Below are 16,764 nucleotides of genomic sequence, written 5' to 3'. Positions count from 1 at the left end.
GGAACCGGAAGGCAGGCCGGATTTCTATGTTGGTAATTCAGCCAGTGGTGTCTTGCTTTCAGTCGGCGGTGACGTGGCTCACGGTTACTTCGTGGGGTGTTTCACTTTTCTCCGCGGGTGGCTCGCGGTGCTGCAGCCGCGCCCCCTCGATGTCCAGATCCGGCAGCACCCGGTCCAGCCCGCGTGGCAGCCACCAGGCGCCGCGCCCCACCATCGCCAGCACCGCCGGCACCAGCGTCATCCGGACCACGAAGGCGTCCACCAGCACGCCGAACGCCAGAGAGAAGGCGATGGGTTTGACGATGGCGTCCTCCGTCGTCACGAAACTCGCGAAGACGAAGAACATGATCAGCGCCGCCGCCGTCACCACCCGCGAGGCGTGCGCCGCCCCGTCGATCACCGCGTCCCGGGCCCTGCGGGTGCGGACCCACTCCTCCCGCATGCTGGACACCAGGAACACCTCGTAGTCCATGGCCAGTCCGAACAGCACCGCCATCAGCACGATCGGCAGGAAACTGACCACCGGTCCGGTCCGCGCCACGCCCAGCGCGTCGGCGAGCCAGCCCCACTGGAACACCGCCACGACCGCGCCGAACGACGCCCCGACCGACAGCAGGAAGCCGGCCGTCGCCTTCACCGGCACCACCAGCGACCGGAAGACCAGCAGCAACAGGATCAGACACAGCCCGACGACGACCGCCGCGAACGGCAGCAGCGAGGCGCGCAGCCGGTCGGAGACGTCGATGCCGATGGCCGTCGTACCGGTCACCGACACCGTGGCGCCGGTCTCCCGCTCGATCGTGTCCGCGTCGGCGCGGATCGCGTCGACCAGGTCCTGGGTGGCCTCGTCCTGCGGGCCGCCGTCCGGGACCACGGAGATCACCGCCCGGCCGGACTCCGGCGCGTACTGCGGCTGGCCGACCTTCACCACGCCCGGCAGCTCCTTCAGCCGCGCGGCCACCGCTCCGGCCTGCCGCTGCCCGGCCTGCCCCTCGGTGTTCGCCTCGGCGAGGATCAGCAGCGGCCCGTTGAAGCCCGGGCCGAAGGCCTCGTCGATGGTGTCGTACGTCTCGCGCTGCGGGGTGTCGTGCGCGGCGGTGCCGTTGTCGGGGAGGGCCAGGCGCAGGTCGGCGGCCGGTACGGCCACGGTCACCAGGGCGGCGACCGTGGCGAGGAGGAAGAGGAGCGGACGCCGGGTGACCAGACGGGCCCAGCGGCGGCCCATGACCGCGGGGGGCCGCTTGCCGTCCGGAGCGTCCGCTTCCGAGTCGGAAGGCTCGGAAGAGTCGTCAGAGCCGTCCGCGTCGTACGCGGTGGCCGCGGCCCGCCGGGCCGCCCGGGAGCCCGGCCGCGGGGCCAGCCGGGCGCCCGCGAAGCCGAACAGTGCGGGCAGCAGGGTGACCGCCACCAGGACGGCGACGAGCACGGTCGCCGCCGCGCTGAGGCCCATCACGGTCAGGAACGGGATCCGTACGACGGCCAGCCCGACCAGCGCGATGATCACCGTCGTACCGGCGAACACCACCGCGCTGCCCGCCGTGCCGACCGCCCGCCCCGCCGACTCGCGCGGATCCATGCCCTGGGCGAGCTGGGTGCGGTGCCGGGAGAGCACGAACAGGGCGTAGTCGATGCCGACCGCGAGCCCGAGCATCAGGGCGAGACTCAGCGCGGTGGAGGAGACCGTCACCGCGGAGGACACCGCCAGCAGGCCCACCAGCCCGGTGCCGATCCCGACGAACGCGGTCAGCAGCGGCATCCCGGCGGCGAGCAGCGAGCCGAAGGTGATGGCGAGCACGGCCAGCGCGACGACCACGCCGAGCAGTTCCAGGACGCTCGGGGTGAGGACGCCGTTGCCGTACGCCTGTCCGCCGACGGAGACCTCCAGGCCCGCCTCCTCGGCGGCCTTCGTCGTGTCCTCGAGCGCGTCGAGCGTGCCGTCGTCGAGGTCGGAGCGGGTGACGTCGTAGTTCACCTGGGCCAGGGCGGTGCGGCCGTCGGGGGTGACGGTCCCGGCCTTGTCCGGCGGGATCACGGCGGCGACCTGGGGGGCGTCCTGGGCGGCGGCGAGGGTGCGCTGGACGGCCTGGGCCGCCGCGGGATCGGTGACCTTCGACCCTTCCGGCGCGGTGAACACGATCTGGGCGCTGGTGCCGGCGGCGGCCGGGAAGTCCTCCGCCATCGTGTCCTGCGCCTGCTGGGATTCGGAGCCGGGAATCGTGAACTCGTTGTCGAGTTTGCCGCCGACGGCCATCAGCGTGCCGACGGCGGCGGCCAGGACCGCCAGCCAGACGGCCAGAACCAGCCGTCGGCGACGGTGGGCGCCGAGCCCGAGCCGATAGAGCCAAGTCGCCACGGAAACGCTCCTCGTGCAGTAGTGGCAGGTGCGGGGGAGAGGGCCGGGGAGGGGGAAGGAGGGAGGGGGCGGGGAGTCAGGCCTTCACGGTCGCCGGGCCTCCCGTCAGCTCCAGCCGGAGCCCGTCCGAGGTGACCGCGACACGGTCCGGCTCCAGCCCGAGCGGCAGTTCGGACAGGTCGAGCTCCTGCGGGGTGTCCCCGAGCACCTGGGAGGCAAGGGAGTCCGGCAGGACCCGGTCGCCGATCCGTACGCCGGTGCGCTCGAATCGGATGCCGTCCTTCTGGAGCACCGGCCGGAATCCGACGGCGATCCGCCCGGCGGGCCCCGCGTGCACCACCAGCTCGTGCGTGCCCGGGTCGGTCGTCACGGCCGCCTGGCCCAGCGCGCCGCCGGTCATGGTGCTCACCGCGTCCGCGAGCGCCGCGTCGGTCAGTTCGGCGCTCACCCGGCTGTCCCGCACCGACAGGCCGTCGCCGGTACGGACCACGTCGGCCAGCTCGGCGTGCAGGTCCACCCCGCTGAACCGGCGGAACGTGGCGCCCTCGCCCTCGACCTCCACGCGCGGGAAGGAGCCGCGCGCCAGCTGATAGGTCACCGGCGTCGGGCCGAAGCCCACGTCGAGCCCGGTGTGCAGGCGCTTTTCCATCCGGTCGGCGAAGCGGTCCGCCGTGTAGTGGCGGGCCACCGCCTCCGTGATCCCGCCGACGGCCAGCACCGCGCCGACCGCCGCGAGGGCGACGAGACGCGCTCTGCGGGACGCGAGCCGGGACCCGGGCCGGGGCGCGGTTCGAGCCCCAGGCCGGGCGCCAGGCCGGGACACACGCCCCCTCCGTAAAAGTGTCATGACTGACAGCATAGCGAAAGTGTCAGGACTGACAGATTCTTTGCCGTCGGTTTTGAGCCTGCGATACTCCTCGCATGGCAACCCTCGACACCCCCGCCGCCGAGCCACGGGGCCGGCGCGAGGCGCACAAGGCGGCGACCCGCAAGGCCCTCCAGGAGGCGGCCCACCGCATGTTCGAGGAGCGGGGCTACGCGCAGACGACCGTGCGGGACATCGCGGCCGCCGCCGGGGTCACCGAGCGGACCTTCTTCCGCTACTTCCCGTCCAAGGAGGACCTGGTCCTCGACGAGATCCTGGAGCTGATCCCGGTCGTCCAGGCCAAGGTCGTCGCCCGCCCCGCCGCGGAGGACCCCTACGCCGCCGTCCTCGGCGCCGCCCTGGAACTCACCGCCGCCGGCGGGGTCGGCCTGATGTTCAGCGGGCCGCCGCAGCGCTTCCCCGGTCAGCAGGTACGCCAGTTCCTGCCCGTCCTCAGCAGGTTCGAGACCGGCCTGGCCGACGCCCTGCTGGAGCGGCTGACCGCGCGGGACCCGGAGACGGCGACGCCGCTGCGCGCCGCGGTGCTCGCCCGGGCGGCCGTCGGCGCGATGCGCTCCGCGCTCTTCGCGTACACGGCCCTGCCGGAGGAGGAGCGCAGCCCCGCGGACGCCCGCGAGCTTCTGCTCACGGCCTTCGCGCACCTCCGCGAGAGCTGACGCAGCACCATTGCCCCGCCGAAGACTCCATGAGTAGCCTGTGTTCGCCATTCCGATCGTCAGTTGAAATTTCGAACACAGGGAGGGGGCCGGCCGTGGGACGCCTCGTACCTGCCGTGACCCGGGCTCTCGACATCCTGGAGCTCTTCCTCGACGGGGACGGGACGCTCTCCGCCCCCGACATCGTGCGCAAGCTCCAGCTGCCCCGCACCACCGTGCACGAGCTGGTCACCACGCTCGCCGCCCGGTCGTACATCGTTCCGGTGCCCGGCCAGCCCGGACGCTACCGGCTCGGCGTACGGCCGTACCAGCTCGGCAGCCGTTACGCCGAACAGCTCGACCTGGCCGCCGAGGGCCAGCAGGTCGCCCGGTCCGTCGCCGAGACCTGCGACGAGACCGTGCACGTCGCGATCCTCGAAGGCACCGACGTCATCTACATCGCCAAGGTCGACTCCACGCACGCCGTGCGCATGGTCTCCGCGGCCGGCCGGCGGCTGCCGGCCCACTGCACCTCCGTCGGCAAGATGCTGCTGGCCTCCCTTCCGGAGCAGGAACTCGCGGCCCGCGTCCCGGACGACGCCGAGCTGGCCGCGATGACGCCGAACAGCATCACCGACCCGGGCGCGCTGCGCGAGGCCCTGGCCGAAATCCGCCGCCGCGGGATCGCGGTGGAGAGCCGGGAGTCCAACCCGGACGTCAGCTGTGTGGCCGCGCCGGTCCGTGACCGCACCGGGCAGGTGGTGGCCGCGCTCTCCATCTCCGTGCCGATGATCCGCTGGAGCGAGGAGCGCCGCGGCGAACTGGAACAGCTCGCCGCCAAGGGCGCGGCGGAGCTCTCGGAGCGGCTCGGTTACCGGAGCGTGGCATGACGGCGTACGACGTCGCGGTCCGCGCGGAGGCGACCCTGGGTGAGGGCCCCACCTGGGACGCGGCCCGGGGCCGCCTGCTGTGGATCGACATCCTCGGCTCCCGCATCCACACGTACGATCCGTCGACGGGCCGCCGCACGGTCCGTACGACGGAGCAGCACATCGGCGCGGTGAAGCCGCGCGCGGGCGGTGGGCTGGTGATGAACCTCCGCGACGGCGTGGCGCTGCTCGACGAGGACGGGTCGTTCCGCTGGCTCCACCACGAGCCGGTCCCCGGCCGCCGCGCCAACGACGCGGCGGTCGCTCCCGACGGCGCGCTGTGGGCGGGCACCATGCGCTACGACGAGGCACCGGGAGGTGGCACGCTGTCCCGGCTGACCGGCGAAGGCTCGGTGGACGTGGTGCTGGACGACGTCGCGGTGAGCAATGGCACGGGCTGGAGTCCCGACGGCCGTCTGATGTACTACATCGACTCCCCGACCCGTCGCGTGGACGTCTTCGACGTCGAGGGGCCCCGGGTGACGAACCGCCGTCCCTTCGCGGAGATCGAGGAGGGGGCGGGCTTCCCGGACGGCCTTACGGTCGACGCGGACGGCTGCGTCTGGGTGGCCCTCTGGGACGGCGGAGCAATCCGCCGCTACACGCCTTCCGGCGCCCTGGACCGCGTCATCGACCTGCCGACGCAGAGGGTCACAGCCTGCGCCTTCGGGGGCCGGGACCTCACGGACCTCTATGTCACGACAGCGAGAGTGGGCCTGACGGCCCCGCATCCCCTGTCGGGTTCGGTGCTGGTGATCCCGGGGGTGGGGAAGGGGCTACCGCAGCCGGCGTTCGCTGGTTGAGGCGATGCCTGCGGCGGCCTGCGCGGGTCCGGTGGGGGTTGTTGTAGCGCCTACGGTTCGTGGGGGGGGCGGGGCCGCGCCGGGGGTATCCGTCCTCGGTCTGGCGCGGTTGCCGTATCCACGGCTGTGCCCCGTGCCGGACGCGCCAGCCGCTGCGGGCGGACACCCCCGCCCCGTCCCCTCCTCGCCGTGGGCGGGTGCAGCCGTCCTGTGGTGGCTGCGGGCAGCCGTGCCGCCCATGCCGCGGGCAGCTCGTCCGCCGAAGCCGCGGGCCGTGCGTCCGCCAAGCCGCGGGCCAGTGCCTCCGCCCAAGCCGCGGGCATGCGTGCCGCCTGGGGCGGCACGGGTGGGCGCGGGCGGCGCCCCGTCAGCGCCGGGTTGCGCGACTCCCCCGGCCCGACGCCGGGTGCCTACGGCAACCCCGCCAGCTTCCGTTCCTCCACGCTCAGTGGTGGCGCGGCCAGCGGTTGTTTCACCGGTCCCACCGCCGCGGCCAGCAGCGCGCCAGGTCGCAACAGTCGCGTCGGGGCCGCCGTCATGCTCGTCACGTCCCAGACAGCCGTAGCCGCGCGGTACGAACCGGTCGTGGCGCGCATCATGCGGCGGGTGTAGCGCTTCATCAGGCGGTCGGTGAACGCCGGCGTGCCGCCGCGCGTTCCGGGGAACCAGATGTCCTGGCCGACCGCCATGGTCCAGGCCGCCTCGACCGCCGCGGCGGCCCCGCGCTGCACCCGCCGGGCGAGGCCGGGCCCGGTGAGGCCGGCGCCGGCCAGCTCCCGGTTCAGGACCCGCGCACCGAGCGCCGCCACGGACATGCCCTGCCCGTACGCGGGGTTGAAGGTGGCCAGCGCGTCGCCGAGGACGACGAAGCGTTCGGGCCACTGCCGGGACTTCTCCGCATAGCGGCGGTGGTTGCTGGTGGAGCGGCTGACATGGACGCCGGTGAGCGGTTCGGCGCCGGAGAGCAGGCGGCCGACGATGGGGTGCGGGAGGTCCAGGGCGTACTGGAGGAAGGCGTCGGGGTCGGACGGCGGCTCGCCGCCCCGCGTGCCTGCGAGGCTCGCCATCCAGCGGCCGCCCTCGATGGGGAGGACCATGCCGCTGCGGCCCGGTCGCGACCCGTACGGGTCGGCGTTGACGATCGTGAGGGGGAAGTCCTCGGCGCCCTGGGGTATGCGGTAGATCCGTGTCGCGTTGACCAGGCCGGCGTCGATGGTCCGTTCGCGGACGTCCGTGATGCCGAGGGCCTTGAGCCAGCCGCTCACCCTCGAGCCCCGGCCGCTCGCGTCGACCACGAAGTCGGCCCCCACGTCCTCGGCGCCGTCCGGTGTCGAGACGCGTACGCCCTCGATCCGACGGCTGTCTCCGGCCAGTTCGAGCACCTGGCCCTTGCGGACCCGCACGCTCGTGGCGGCCAGTACCGCGTCCCGTACCGCCCAGTCCAGCAGCGCCCGGCTGCACGTCAGCATCTCCGGCCCCGGACCGCGCCAGCGCCGGTACCAGCCCTCGGGGCCCAGGGACACCATGCCCGAGGCGAGGGAGACCTCACGGGCGCCCGCCGCGAGCAGTCGCTCCCGCATGCTCACGCCCGACAGCAGGTTCTCCATGGCAGCGAGGCCGCCTGCCATGAGGAGGTGCGCGTGGCGGCCCTGCGGCAGCCCCTTGCGGTGCTCCGGGCCGTCGGGCAGGTCGTCGCGGTCCCAGACGACGACGTCGTCCGCGACGGTGGACAGGGCCGCCGCGGCCAGCATGCCGGCCAGACCGGCACCGATGACGACAGCTCTTCGAGCTCTACGCGACATGGGGCTCCTCGCACTCAGCCGTGAGGACGGCACGCACTCAGGCGATCAGTCCTGAAACCGATCAGTCCTGAAACGCTCTCACCGTACCTTCACGCGCCGTTCCCACGGCGGGAGTTCGCCCCAGTGCCTGCGCCAACTCCACCAGCCCACCGGCACCGGACACCTCCGTGGCGTGCAGCCGGTAGGTGCTCGGAGTGCTGAGCGGCGCCTCGCGGGCGGCCGCCCGGTGCGCGGCCGCGTCGAGCATGGCCGCCTCCGCGGCGACCCGCGCCTCGTGCGGTGAGCGGCCGTCCCCGAGGGCGGCCGACAGCGCCGTCCGCCGCACCCGGTCGTCGAAGTACGGCGCCAGGGCGAGCAGCGCGTCGTGGATGGCCACCTCGCGCCAGTGCAGCCGCTCCAGCGGCAGCTGCCACCAGGACACGGGCGGCTTGGGAGCCGTGGACACGAAGGCGACGCGGGACCACAAGGGGCCGAGACGCCAGTAGTCCCGCAGGCCGCACCAGTGCGCCACGGCCGCGGGCAGCAGCCGCGGCAGCACGAAGCCGGCGGAACAGACGAGGGCGCCGAGGGAGGCCATCGGCGGGGCGACGGTCGTGGAGAGGAAGTCGAGGTCGTGGCCCGTCCACCGCGCCACCACGGCCGTGTACTTGGCCAGCTGGAACCCCACCAGGTCCAGCAGCGCCCCGGCCAGGATCAGCCGCAGCCCGGCGCGCAGCAGCCCGGTGACCTCGCGGCCCCACTTCACGCACACGACGCACATCGCCACCATGGCTGCGGTGTGCCCGAGCAGATAGAGCACGATCATCTCGCGCATGAACGGCGTGTTCGCGTAGTAGGTGTCGAGATCGGTCAGCCGCTCGGTGCGCGCGTCCGCGAGCGCGAACAGCACCACGATGGCCACGATCAGCAGGCCGTAGGCGGCCATGCTGTCCCGGATCAGCCGCCGCACCCGCTCCCGCGCCCCGCCCCGCCAGTTGACCAGCAGGATCAGCAGCGAGCAGCTGTACGCCGAGAGCATGCCGTAGGTCAGCGGCGCGCCGAAGTTGGGGGTGCCGGTGAGGTCGTTGACGGCGGCCAGGGTCACCGGCGCCGAGCAGCAGAACACGATCGCGCCCAGCAGGATCGCCACGCAGGTGGACACGGTCAGCGGGTTGCGTACGGGCGTGCGCGGCCGGCGGAACAGCACGACGGCGGAGAGCGCGAGCGCCACGGCCGCCACATAGACGACGAGGCTCATGAGCGAGCGCCCCGTGCGGCGGTCACCGGCAGCGGCCCGGCGGCGCCCCGCGCGAGCGCGGAGGTGACCAGGGCGTCGGCGATGTCCACCAGCGCGGCCGGGTCGGGCGCCCGGTCCGGGAAGCGGTCGGACACGTCGAGGGGGCGGGCGCCCTCCGGGTCCGCCGCCTGCCGCACCGCCGCCGCGATGACCGCCGCCCACGCCACGGCCGCGGCCCGCTCCGGATCGCCCGTCGTGCGCAGCGCGGTGCGCAGGGTCTCGTCGTACAGCTCCCGGTCGACGTACGCGTCCAGATAGCTCAGGGCGTTGTGGATGCTGGTCTGGCGCCACACCAGCCGGGTGGCGGGCGAGGCCCAGCGCGGGCGCGGCAGGCGCAGGGAACGGCGGGCGAGGATGTCGTCCAGTTCGCGCTCCAGGGGTGCGAGGCGGAGGTAGGCGCGCCGGGCCCGCCGCCATTCCGTGAGCCGGGGGCCGGCGAGCGGGACCAGGATGCCGGCGACCGTCAGGAGCGCGCCCAGACCGGCCGCCGCCGGCGACACGCTGCGGTCGAGCGCCGACCAGTCGTGGCCGCCCCAGCGGGCGGCGACGGCGACGAGCTTGGTCCCGCTGTACCCGGCGCCGCACAGGATGCCGAGGCCCAGCGTCACCAGGCCGGTGCGCAGCCAGCCGTCCACCCGGCGGGCCCAGCGCAGGGCCGAGTACGTGGTGACGGCGACGGAGGTGAGATGCGCGAGCAGATAGAGCAGGATCATCTCGCGGATGTACGGCGTGTTCGCGTAGTAGGTGTCCAGGTCGGTACGGCGCTCCACCGGGGCGTCGCCGAGGGCGAACATGGCCACGATGCCGGTGACGACCGCCGCGTACGCGAGGATCCAGCGCCGGGTCGTCCGCCGCACCCCGGGTCCGCCGCGCCAGCGGACGACCAGCACCTGGGACGCGGCGCTGTACGCGGTGATCGCCACGTAGGTCACCGGCGCGGCGAGGTTGGGGATGCCGCTGATCCGGTTGACGGCGCCGACGGTGGGCGGGGCGCCGAGGACGAAGCAGAGGGCGGCCAGGGCCAGGACCGTGCAGATGGAGCGCAGATAGGGGTCGTGCCGGTGGCGGAACAGGTCCGGCGACTTCATCAGCAGGCCGAACCCGAGGACGCCGGCGCTGAGGTAGTTGGTCAGTGCGTTCATCGCCGGGTCCCGCGGTAGTTGAGCGCGGCCCCGATGCGGCCGGCGAGGTCCTGTGGGGCATGGCCGCGGTCCGCGTACACGGAGTCCGCCGGGGCTTCGAGCCAGGTGCGCAGCCGACGGCCCATCAGTATGCCGAACCGGTCGGCCTCCTGCTCGTCGGCGAGGGTGAAGTCGGTGCGCGCGGCGGCCGCCCTGCCGTCCTGCCCCGCGGCCGTCTGCCGCTGGTGCATGTGCCACACCTCGTGGCAGAAGATCACGATCTGGTGCCATACGGCGGCCCGCTTGTCGACGACGACGTCGTCGTGCGTCTCGCCCTCCAGCCAGAGCCCGCTGGCGGTGTGGGGCGGGAAGACCGCCCGGTGCACCACGATCTCCCGTCCTCGCCATTTGATGGCCGACTCGACGACGGCCTGGAACATCACCTCGGGATCCGCGGGAACCGGCACTCGGATGGGGTCGATGAGGGCGTCGGCGAGGCGACGCATCTCCCTGTTCGTACGCACGGTTCTCCCCGTGGCTGCGCGGGTGTTCGATGCAGCAATATGCCAAGAGCGGCGTCGCTTCAGCCACCTCTCGCCGCCCGGGCGCGGGGCGGCAGGGCGGGAGAAACGCGGGTGTAACGGACGAAGACGGTCGGGGTGGCGGACAACAATGGCCGAAAAGCTGGTCAGTTGGAGACGCGCAGATCGTCCTCGGCGGCGGTCGCGCGGAGCCGTATCTCCCGCAGGGCGGCCTCCTGCCGCAGGGCCCGGGACACCGCCCCGATCTCCCGCAGCAGCTCCGCGGTGTCCACGGGGTCGCCGGCGCGCTCGCGGGTGCGGCTTCTGAGCTCCACGGCGTCCAGGATCGTCACCGCGGCGGCCAGCGCCCTGGCCCGGTCCGCCGGGAAGCCGAGGCGGATCGCGGCGGCGTGGGACCGGCGACGCCTGTCCTCGTCGGCGAACCTGGCCAGTGAGAGCAGCGCGTCACGAATGAACGTCTCCCGGCGGATCAGCCGCAGTTCGGGGGTGGCCCGCAGGGCGCGCGGGACACCGTCGCCGTTGACGTTCCTCAACAGCAGGTACAGCGGGCGCAGTTCGCGGTGGGCGAGCCGGACCCGGCGACGGTCGTGCAGGTACTGTCCGGCGTGCGGCAGGATGAAGCCCACCGCCACGAGGACGGCGGACAGGGCGGCGATGGGCGGTGCCGCGACCGTGTTCAGCCAGTCGAGGTTCCGGCCGGTCCGGCGGGCCGCCACCGCGGTCAGCTTGACGGCGTCGAAGAGCAGCTGGAGCGCGAAGCCGGCGCCCAGGAACCTCAGGCCGGCGTGCAGCCAGATGTCGAGGCCGTCGGCGCGGACCCAGTTCCAGACCAGCCGGTTGATGACCAGCCCGGTCGCGGTGTGCGCCAGCAGATAGAGCAGGATCATCTCCCGCGCGTACGGAGTGTCGGCGTAGTACGTGTCCAGGTCCCGTAACCGCTCCTCGGGCATCTCCGCGAGGAGGAACAGACCCCAGATCGCGGCGATCACCCCGGAGCAGCCGGTGGTCACCCAGCGCAGGGCGCGGCGGGTGCGTGCCCTGCGGCCGGCCGGGCCGTCGCGCCAGGTGATGATCAGCCGCAGGCTGGAGCCGCACAACGCGGTGAGCAGGGAGTACGCCCAGGGCGCCGAGATGTTCGGCACGCCCGTGACCCGGTTGCCCCAGCCGATGGTCGACGGCGCCACGAAGACGCACACGGCGCAGGCGAGCAGCAGCAGGCCGCCGACCGAGCGCAGCACCGGGTCCCTCCACAGCCGGAGGATGCTGGGCAGTTTGATCGCCAGGGCGGCGGCGAGGATCCCGGCGGGAATCCACCAGAGGGCGGGATAGAAGCCGTGGACGTACTCGACGGGGTTCAGCTCCGGAGGTGTGGCGGCGGCCGTCACCGGGCCGTCCCTCGGCGTCCGCGGTAACCGAGGGATCGCTGCATCGGGTCGAGGGGTGCGCCGTCGTCGCCCCCGCCGGACACCAGCGGCCGGAAGACGGCGGCCAGCCGGTGCCCGAAGTCGTCCGCCTCCGCCTCCTCCCGCTCCCGGGAGCCGTCGCGGGCGGCGACGGTGAGGGCGATGTCGCGCCAGCCCGTCCTGGCGGCGATCGCGTGCGCGGCCGCCGTGCCGGACAGGTGGTGATGGCCGTGCCCGGCGTGCATGTGCCACAACTCGTGCCCGAGGATCACCAGTTGCTGGACGGCTTCGGCCCGCTCCTCGACGATGACCAGGTCGAAGTCCTGGAACTCCACCCACAGGCCGGTGACCTCGATCTCGTCGGGGAACCGCTCGAAGCGCAGCTCCACCGGCCGCCCGCCGCGCCGTGCGCCCATCTCCTCGCACACCGCCCGGCACACCTGACGGACGTCCGTGGGGGGTTCGGGCCGGGCCCGCAGCGCGGCGCCGAGCTGGGCCGCCAGCTCGCGCATCGCGGCGCCGGTCCGCGCGCGCCGCAGCGCCGTGGCGATCCGGCCCGCCCTGGGCCGCGCGCCCGGGTTCTCCATCGTGCCCCCTTCTCGCCGCCGCCTCACCGCTGCACGGCGACGCGTCCGAGAGTACGCGGCGGGGTCCGGGGACGACCACGCCTGTTTCGAAAGATTCGCGCGCGACCCATTGACGTGCAGACGCTTCGACCTTACGGTCCGTTCGAAGTTACGAGCGGTATCCGAAATTTCGAACAACCACCTTGATTCTTACTGACGTGTCTCGATAGAACTTCAAGAGCAGGGGCAGGGAATGGGACAACCTGGCCTGAACCGCAGGCAATTGCTGGCCACCCTGGGCGGACTGACGGTCGCGGGAAGCTTCGGCTTCGCGGCGCTCGGCACCGGGGCCGACGCGCTGGCCTCCGGCGCGGACACCCGGGTGCGTTACTGGAACCTCTTCAGTGGCGGCGACGGCGTGAACATGATCGCGATGCTGGACGCCTTCCGTAAGGACAACCCCGGCATCGACGTGAAGGACTCGACCCTCCAGTGGGGCAACCCCTTCTACACGAAGCTGGCGATGGCTGCCGCGGGCAACCGCGCCCCCGAACTCGGTGTCATGCACCTGGGCCGGGTCGCGGGCTTCTCGCCGGGACGTCTCCTCGACGCGTGGGACATGGATCTGCTCGCCAAGTACGGCGTACGCAAAGAGGACTACAACCCCGCGCTGTGGAACCGCGGCGTCATCGACGGCAAGCTCTACGCCCTGCCGCTCGACATCCACGTACAGCTCTGCTTCTACCGCAAGGACGTGCTGAGGAAGGCGGACCTGCTGGGTGACGACGGCCGGATGGTCCCGGTGACGTCCACGACCGAGTGGTTCGACGTTCTGAAGAAGGCCAGGAAGGTCCAGAAGAAGGGGCTGCAGACCATCGGCCTGTGGACCAACGACCAGAACTTCCAGTGGTGGTTCTTCGTCGCCTTCTACACCCAGCTCGGCGGCACCTGGTTCAACGACGCCAACACCGAGGTCACCTTCGACGTCGACAAGGCCACCCAGGTCCTGGAGTTCTTCCGGCAGCACGTCACCGACGGGTACGTCATCCCCGGCGCACCCACCGGCGAGCAGTTCGTCAACGGCGCCCCGTTCACCTGGGAGGGCAACTGGTCGGTGCCGGTCTTCTCCGGTGCCAAGCTCGACTACGGCGCGACCCCGCTGCCGCCCGTCTTCGGCAAGCCGGCCACCCACGCCGAGTCGCACGCCTTCGTCCTGCCCCACCAGGCCGACCGCGGCGGCGCCGCCAACGAGGCCGCGCATCGGCTCGCCGCCTACATCGTCCAGAACGCCCAGGCCTGGGCGGGCGGCGGCCACATCCCCGCGTACACGCCCACCCTGTCCACGCCCGAGTACCGGAAGCTCGCACCGCAGAACGAATACGTGAGCGCCATGGACCACCAGGCCACCGAGCCGAAGGTGTGGTTCGCGGGCTCCACCGGTGTGCTCGCCCAGGACCTCGGCCCGATCGTCGTCTCCTCGACGATGGGCTCCGCCAAGCCGGCCGCCGTCGCGGCGCGGATGAAGTCCCGGCTCACCACACTCCTCGCCTCGAAGAACCCGATGGACGGCACCACCGCCGCGCAGGGAGGTGCGGTCGCATGACGACGACCAGCGCAGAGACCGTCATCGCACCGGCCCGCACGAAGACGGCGGCGGCGAGCGCCACCATCCGCCGCAGGCAGGGCTTCCAGCACGGCGGCTGGTTCGTCGCCCCGTTCCTGGCACTGTTCGCGCTGTTCGTGATCTGGCCGCTGCTGCGCGGCGTCTACCTCAGCTTCACGGACGCCAACATCTCCGGCGAGGGCGCGAGCTTCGTGGGCCTCGACAACTACCGCGAGGCCCTCGGGGACCCGCAGATGTGGGACGCGCTCGGCCACAGCGCGTACTTCACGCTGCTGGTCGTCCCCTGCATCACGGTCCTCGCCTTCCTGCTCGCGATGCTCGCCCACAACATCGAGCGCGGCAAATGGCTGTGGCGCCTGTGCTTCTTCGTGCCGTTCCTGCTGCCCTCGACGGTCGCCGCCAACATGTTCCAGTGGCTGTTCACCCAGGGCATCGGCCTGATCAACGAGACCTTCGGGCTCGACACACCCTGGCTGACCGACAAGTCGTACGCGATGCCCGCCATCGTCATCGAGACCCTGTGGTGGACGGTCGGCTTCAGCTTCCTGCTCTACCTCGCCGCCCTGCAGGGCATCCCCGACCACCTCTACGAGGCCGCGAAGCTCGACGGCGCGAACGCCTGGCACCGCATGGTCCACATCACCCTGCCGATGCTGCGCAACATCACCGGGCTGGTGATCGCGCTCCAGATCCTCGCCTCGCTCCAGCTCTTCGACCAGGCCGTCGTGATGATGGACTTCACGCCGGGACCGGAACTCAGCACCCGCTCGTTCGTCCAGTACACCCTCGAACAGGGCTTCACCAGCTACCGCGTGGGCTACGCCTCCGCGATGTCCATCATCTTCTTCCTGATCATCGCAGTCGTCGCCCTGGCGCGGATGTGGCTGCTGCGCAACCGTGAGGAGGGCACCCGATGAGCAGCACCCAGATACGGCTCAAGCCCCGCAGTTCCTGGACACCCAGCCAGATCGTCCTGACGGTGCTCGGTGTCGCCGTCTCCGCCGTCTTCGTCGCGCCGATCGCCGCGGCCCTGCTGACCTCGTTCAAGTCCGAGGCCGAGGCGGCCCAGATCCCGCCGCACTGGCTGCCGACGGAGTGGACCGGCCAGGCGTGGAAGGCTCTCTTCGAGACCGGCAACATCACCAACTGGTTCGTGAACTCGCTGGTCGTCTCGGTCTGCGTCACGACCATCGTCCTGATCGTCAGCGCCCTCGCCGGCTACGGCTTCGCCCGCACCGAGTTCCGCGGCAAGAACGTCCTGCTGGGCGTGGTCATGGCCGGCCTGATGATCTCGCCCGCCGTGCTCGGCGTCCCCCTCTTCACCACCGTCCAGCAGATGGGGATGGTCGACACCTACTGGGGCATGATCCTGCCCCAGTGCGCGCCCGCCGCGATGGTCTACATCCTCTACAAGTTCTTCCAGGGCATCCCGCGCGAACTCGAGGAAGCTGCCTTCATCGACGGCGCGGGCCGCTGGCGGGTCTTCTTCACCATCGTCGTCCCGCTGGCCCGCCCCTCCCTCGCCGCGGTCGGGATCTTTACCTTCATCGCGTCGTGGAACAACTTCCTGTGGCCGTACATGGTCACCAACAACCCCGACCTGATGACCATGCCGAACGGCATCGCGACCGTCATGAACTCCTACGGCATCCAGTGGGCCCAGCTCATGGCCGGCGGCCTCATGGCCGGCCTGCCCCTGATCATCGTCTTCGTCTTCTTCCAGCGGCAGATCGTGGCGGGCGTCGCCCACACGGGATTGGCAGGACAGTGACCGTGCGCAGAACCCTCGCCGCCGTGGCGACGGCGACGCTGATGGCCCTGCTGCCCACCACGGCGCAGGCAGCGGAAAGTTACCCGGACCCGCGGCCCATCACCGGCCAGCAGATCATCCACGACCCCACGGTCATGCGCCTGAAGACGGGCGGCTACGTGGCGTACTCGACGGGCGGCATCATCGGCGCCCGCCTGTCCACGGACGGCAAGCACTGGGACGACGCGGGCAACGCCTTCGCCGAGCCGCCGCGCTGGTGGTACGAGTACAACGACAAGGCCGACCCGTGGGCCCCCGACCTCTCCTACCGCGACGGCAAGTACTGGCTCTACTACGCCGTCTCCTCCTGGGGCAGCAACCACTCGGCGATCGGCGTCGCCACGTCGGAATCGGGCCGCCCCGGCACCTGGACCGACCACGGCAAGGTCTTCAGCTCCGAACGCACCGACACCTGGAACGCCATCGACCCGGCGCTCATCAAGGCCGACGGCAAGCTGTGGATGTCGTTCGGCTCGTACTGGACGGGCATCCGCATGGTCGAACTGGACCCGGAGACGGGCAAGGCGGTGAAGGACGCCCCGGTCCACCACCTGGCGACCCGCCCCGACGCTCCCTACGCCGTCGAAGGCCCGTACATCGTCAAGCACGGCCGCCACTTCTACCTGTTCGCCTCGTACGACGCCTGCTGCTCGGGCGTGAACTCCACGTACAAGATCAAGGTCGGCCGATCCACCTCTGTGACGGGCCCGTATGTCGACAGCACGGGCAAGCCCATGCTTGAGGGCGGCGGCGACCTGCTCCTGGAGGGCCACGGCCGGTTCATCGGCACGGGCGGCCAGTCGGTGTTCAAGGACAAGGGCAAGGACTGGCTGGCGTACCACTACTACGACGCCCAGGACGAGGGCACGCCGAAGCTGGGCCTGAACAAGCTCGACTGGTCGAGAGACGGCTGGCCGAAGGTCTTTTAGGGGCGCGGGGCTGTGCCCGATATGCGGCTCCGCCGCGTGGGCGCGAGAAACCACAGACAACCCGCACCCGCCAACGAATGACAAG

At 71.8% G+C, this 16,764-nt stretch carries 15 protein-coding genes; 7 read left to right on the top strand and 8 right to left on the bottom strand.

Annotated elements, in window-relative coordinates:
- Window positions 1-58 precede the first annotated feature (58 nt).
- Window positions 59-2,353 (bottom strand): MMPL family transporter, encoded by a 2,295-nt coding sequence (locus tag ACZ42A_RS03045; RefSeq protein WP_468525373.1) that lies wholly within the window; start codon window positions 2,351-2,353, stop codon window positions 59-61.
- 76 nt (window positions 2,354-2,429) lie between these two features.
- On the bottom strand, window positions 2,430-3,176 hold the full coding sequence (locus ACZ42A_RS03040; RefSeq protein WP_468525372.1) for an LmeA family phospholipid-binding protein: 747 nt from the start codon (window positions 3,174-3,176) through the stop codon (window positions 2,430-2,432).
- Between the two features lie 98 nt (window positions 3,177-3,274).
- Here ACZ42A_RS03040 and ACZ42A_RS03035 point away from each other — a divergent pair, with 98 nt between their 5' ends.
- From ACZ42A_RS03035 to ACZ42A_RS03025, 3 genes are all read left to right on the top strand, one after another.
- Window positions 3,275-3,895, top strand: a complete 621-nt coding sequence (locus ACZ42A_RS03035; RefSeq protein WP_468525371.1) for a TetR/AcrR family transcriptional regulator — start codon at window positions 3,275-3,277, stop codon at window positions 3,893-3,895.
- A 95-nt stretch (window positions 3,896-3,990) separates the two neighbouring features.
- Window positions 3,991-4,764 carry an IclR family transcriptional regulator gene (locus tag ACZ42A_RS03030; protein ID WP_468525370.1) on the top strand — a complete coding sequence of 258 codons (774 nt, stop codon included), beginning with the start codon at window positions 3,991-3,993 and terminating at the stop codon, window positions 4,762-4,764.
- Entirely contained in the window at window positions 4,761-5,606 is an 846-nt protein-coding gene (locus tag ACZ42A_RS03025) for an SMP-30/gluconolactonase/LRE family protein (protein ID WP_468525369.1), read from the top strand. Before ACZ42A_RS03030 ends, ACZ42A_RS03025 begins: the two co-directional genes overlap by 4 nt.
- Before the next feature lie 410 nt (window positions 5,607-6,016).
- Here the strand turns inward: ACZ42A_RS03025 and ACZ42A_RS03020 are convergent, their stop codons facing one another.
- The 6 genes from ACZ42A_RS03020 to ACZ42A_RS02995 form a co-directional block, all read right to left on the bottom strand.
- On the bottom strand, window positions 6,017-7,408 hold the full coding sequence (locus ACZ42A_RS03020) for an FAD-dependent oxidoreductase (RefSeq protein WP_468525368.1): 1,392 nt from the start codon (window positions 7,406-7,408) through the stop codon (window positions 6,017-6,019).
- A gap of 61 nt (window positions 7,409-7,469) precedes the next feature.
- Window positions 7,470-8,645 (bottom strand): MAB_1171c family putative transporter, encoded by a 1,176-nt coding sequence (locus ACZ42A_RS03015; protein WP_468525367.1) that lies wholly within the window; start codon window positions 8,643-8,645, stop codon window positions 7,470-7,472.
- On the bottom strand, window positions 8,642-9,826 hold the full coding sequence (locus ACZ42A_RS03010) for an MAB_1171c family putative transporter (RefSeq protein ID WP_468525366.1): 1,185 nt from the start codon (window positions 9,824-9,826) through the stop codon (window positions 8,642-8,644). Before ACZ42A_RS03010 ends, ACZ42A_RS03015 begins: the two co-directional genes overlap by 4 nt.
- Entirely contained in the window at window positions 9,823-10,329 is a 507-nt protein-coding gene (locus ACZ42A_RS03005; RefSeq protein ID WP_468525365.1) for a toxin, read from the bottom strand. Before ACZ42A_RS03005 ends, ACZ42A_RS03010 begins: the two co-directional genes overlap by 4 nt.
- Window positions 10,330-10,493: 164 nt before the next feature.
- Window positions 10,494-11,705, bottom strand: coding sequence for a DUF6545 domain-containing protein (locus ACZ42A_RS03000; protein ID WP_468526118.1), 1,212 nt, complete (start codon window positions 11,703-11,705; stop codon window positions 10,494-10,496).
- A gap of 23 nt (window positions 11,706-11,728) precedes the next feature.
- Window positions 11,729-12,337, bottom strand: a complete 609-nt coding sequence (locus ACZ42A_RS02995) for a toxin-antitoxin system, toxin component family protein (RefSeq protein ID WP_468525364.1) — start codon at window positions 12,335-12,337, stop codon at window positions 11,729-11,731.
- 232 nt (window positions 12,338-12,569) lie between these two features.
- Between ACZ42A_RS02995 and ACZ42A_RS02990 the strand changes: the two genes are divergently transcribed.
- Genes ACZ42A_RS02990 through ACZ42A_RS02975 form a run of 4 tightly spaced genes read left to right on the top strand, consistent with a single transcriptional unit; the run spans window position 12,570 to window position 16,679 of the window.
- The gene (locus ACZ42A_RS02990; RefSeq protein ID WP_468525363.1) at window positions 12,570-13,919 is read left to right on the top strand and encodes an extracellular solute-binding protein; all 1,350 of its coding nucleotides are present in this window, start codon (window positions 12,570-12,572) and stop codon (window positions 13,917-13,919) included.
- Window positions 13,916-14,857: a carbohydrate ABC transporter permease gene (locus ACZ42A_RS02985; protein ID WP_468525362.1), complete on the top strand. Its 942-nt coding sequence runs from the start codon at window positions 13,916-13,918 to the stop codon at window positions 14,855-14,857. The genes ACZ42A_RS02990 and ACZ42A_RS02985 overlap by 4 nt, the downstream gene beginning before the upstream one ends.
- Window positions 14,854-15,711, top strand: a complete 858-nt coding sequence (locus ACZ42A_RS02980; RefSeq protein ID WP_468525361.1) for a carbohydrate ABC transporter permease — start codon at window positions 14,854-14,856, stop codon at window positions 15,709-15,711. Before ACZ42A_RS02985 ends, ACZ42A_RS02980 begins: the two co-directional genes overlap by 4 nt.
- A complete protein-coding gene (locus tag ACZ42A_RS02975) occupies window positions 15,708-16,679 on the top strand; it encodes an arabinan endo-1,5-alpha-L-arabinosidase (RefSeq protein ID WP_468525360.1) in 972 nt (323 codons plus the stop codon). Before ACZ42A_RS02980 ends, ACZ42A_RS02975 begins: the two co-directional genes overlap by 4 nt.
- Window positions 16,680-16,764 lie beyond the last annotated feature (85 nt).

The sequence above is a fragment of the Streptomyces sp. NPDC030838 genome, assembly GCF_055572035.1.
This window is presented reverse-complemented; position numbering and strand designations above follow the sequence as displayed.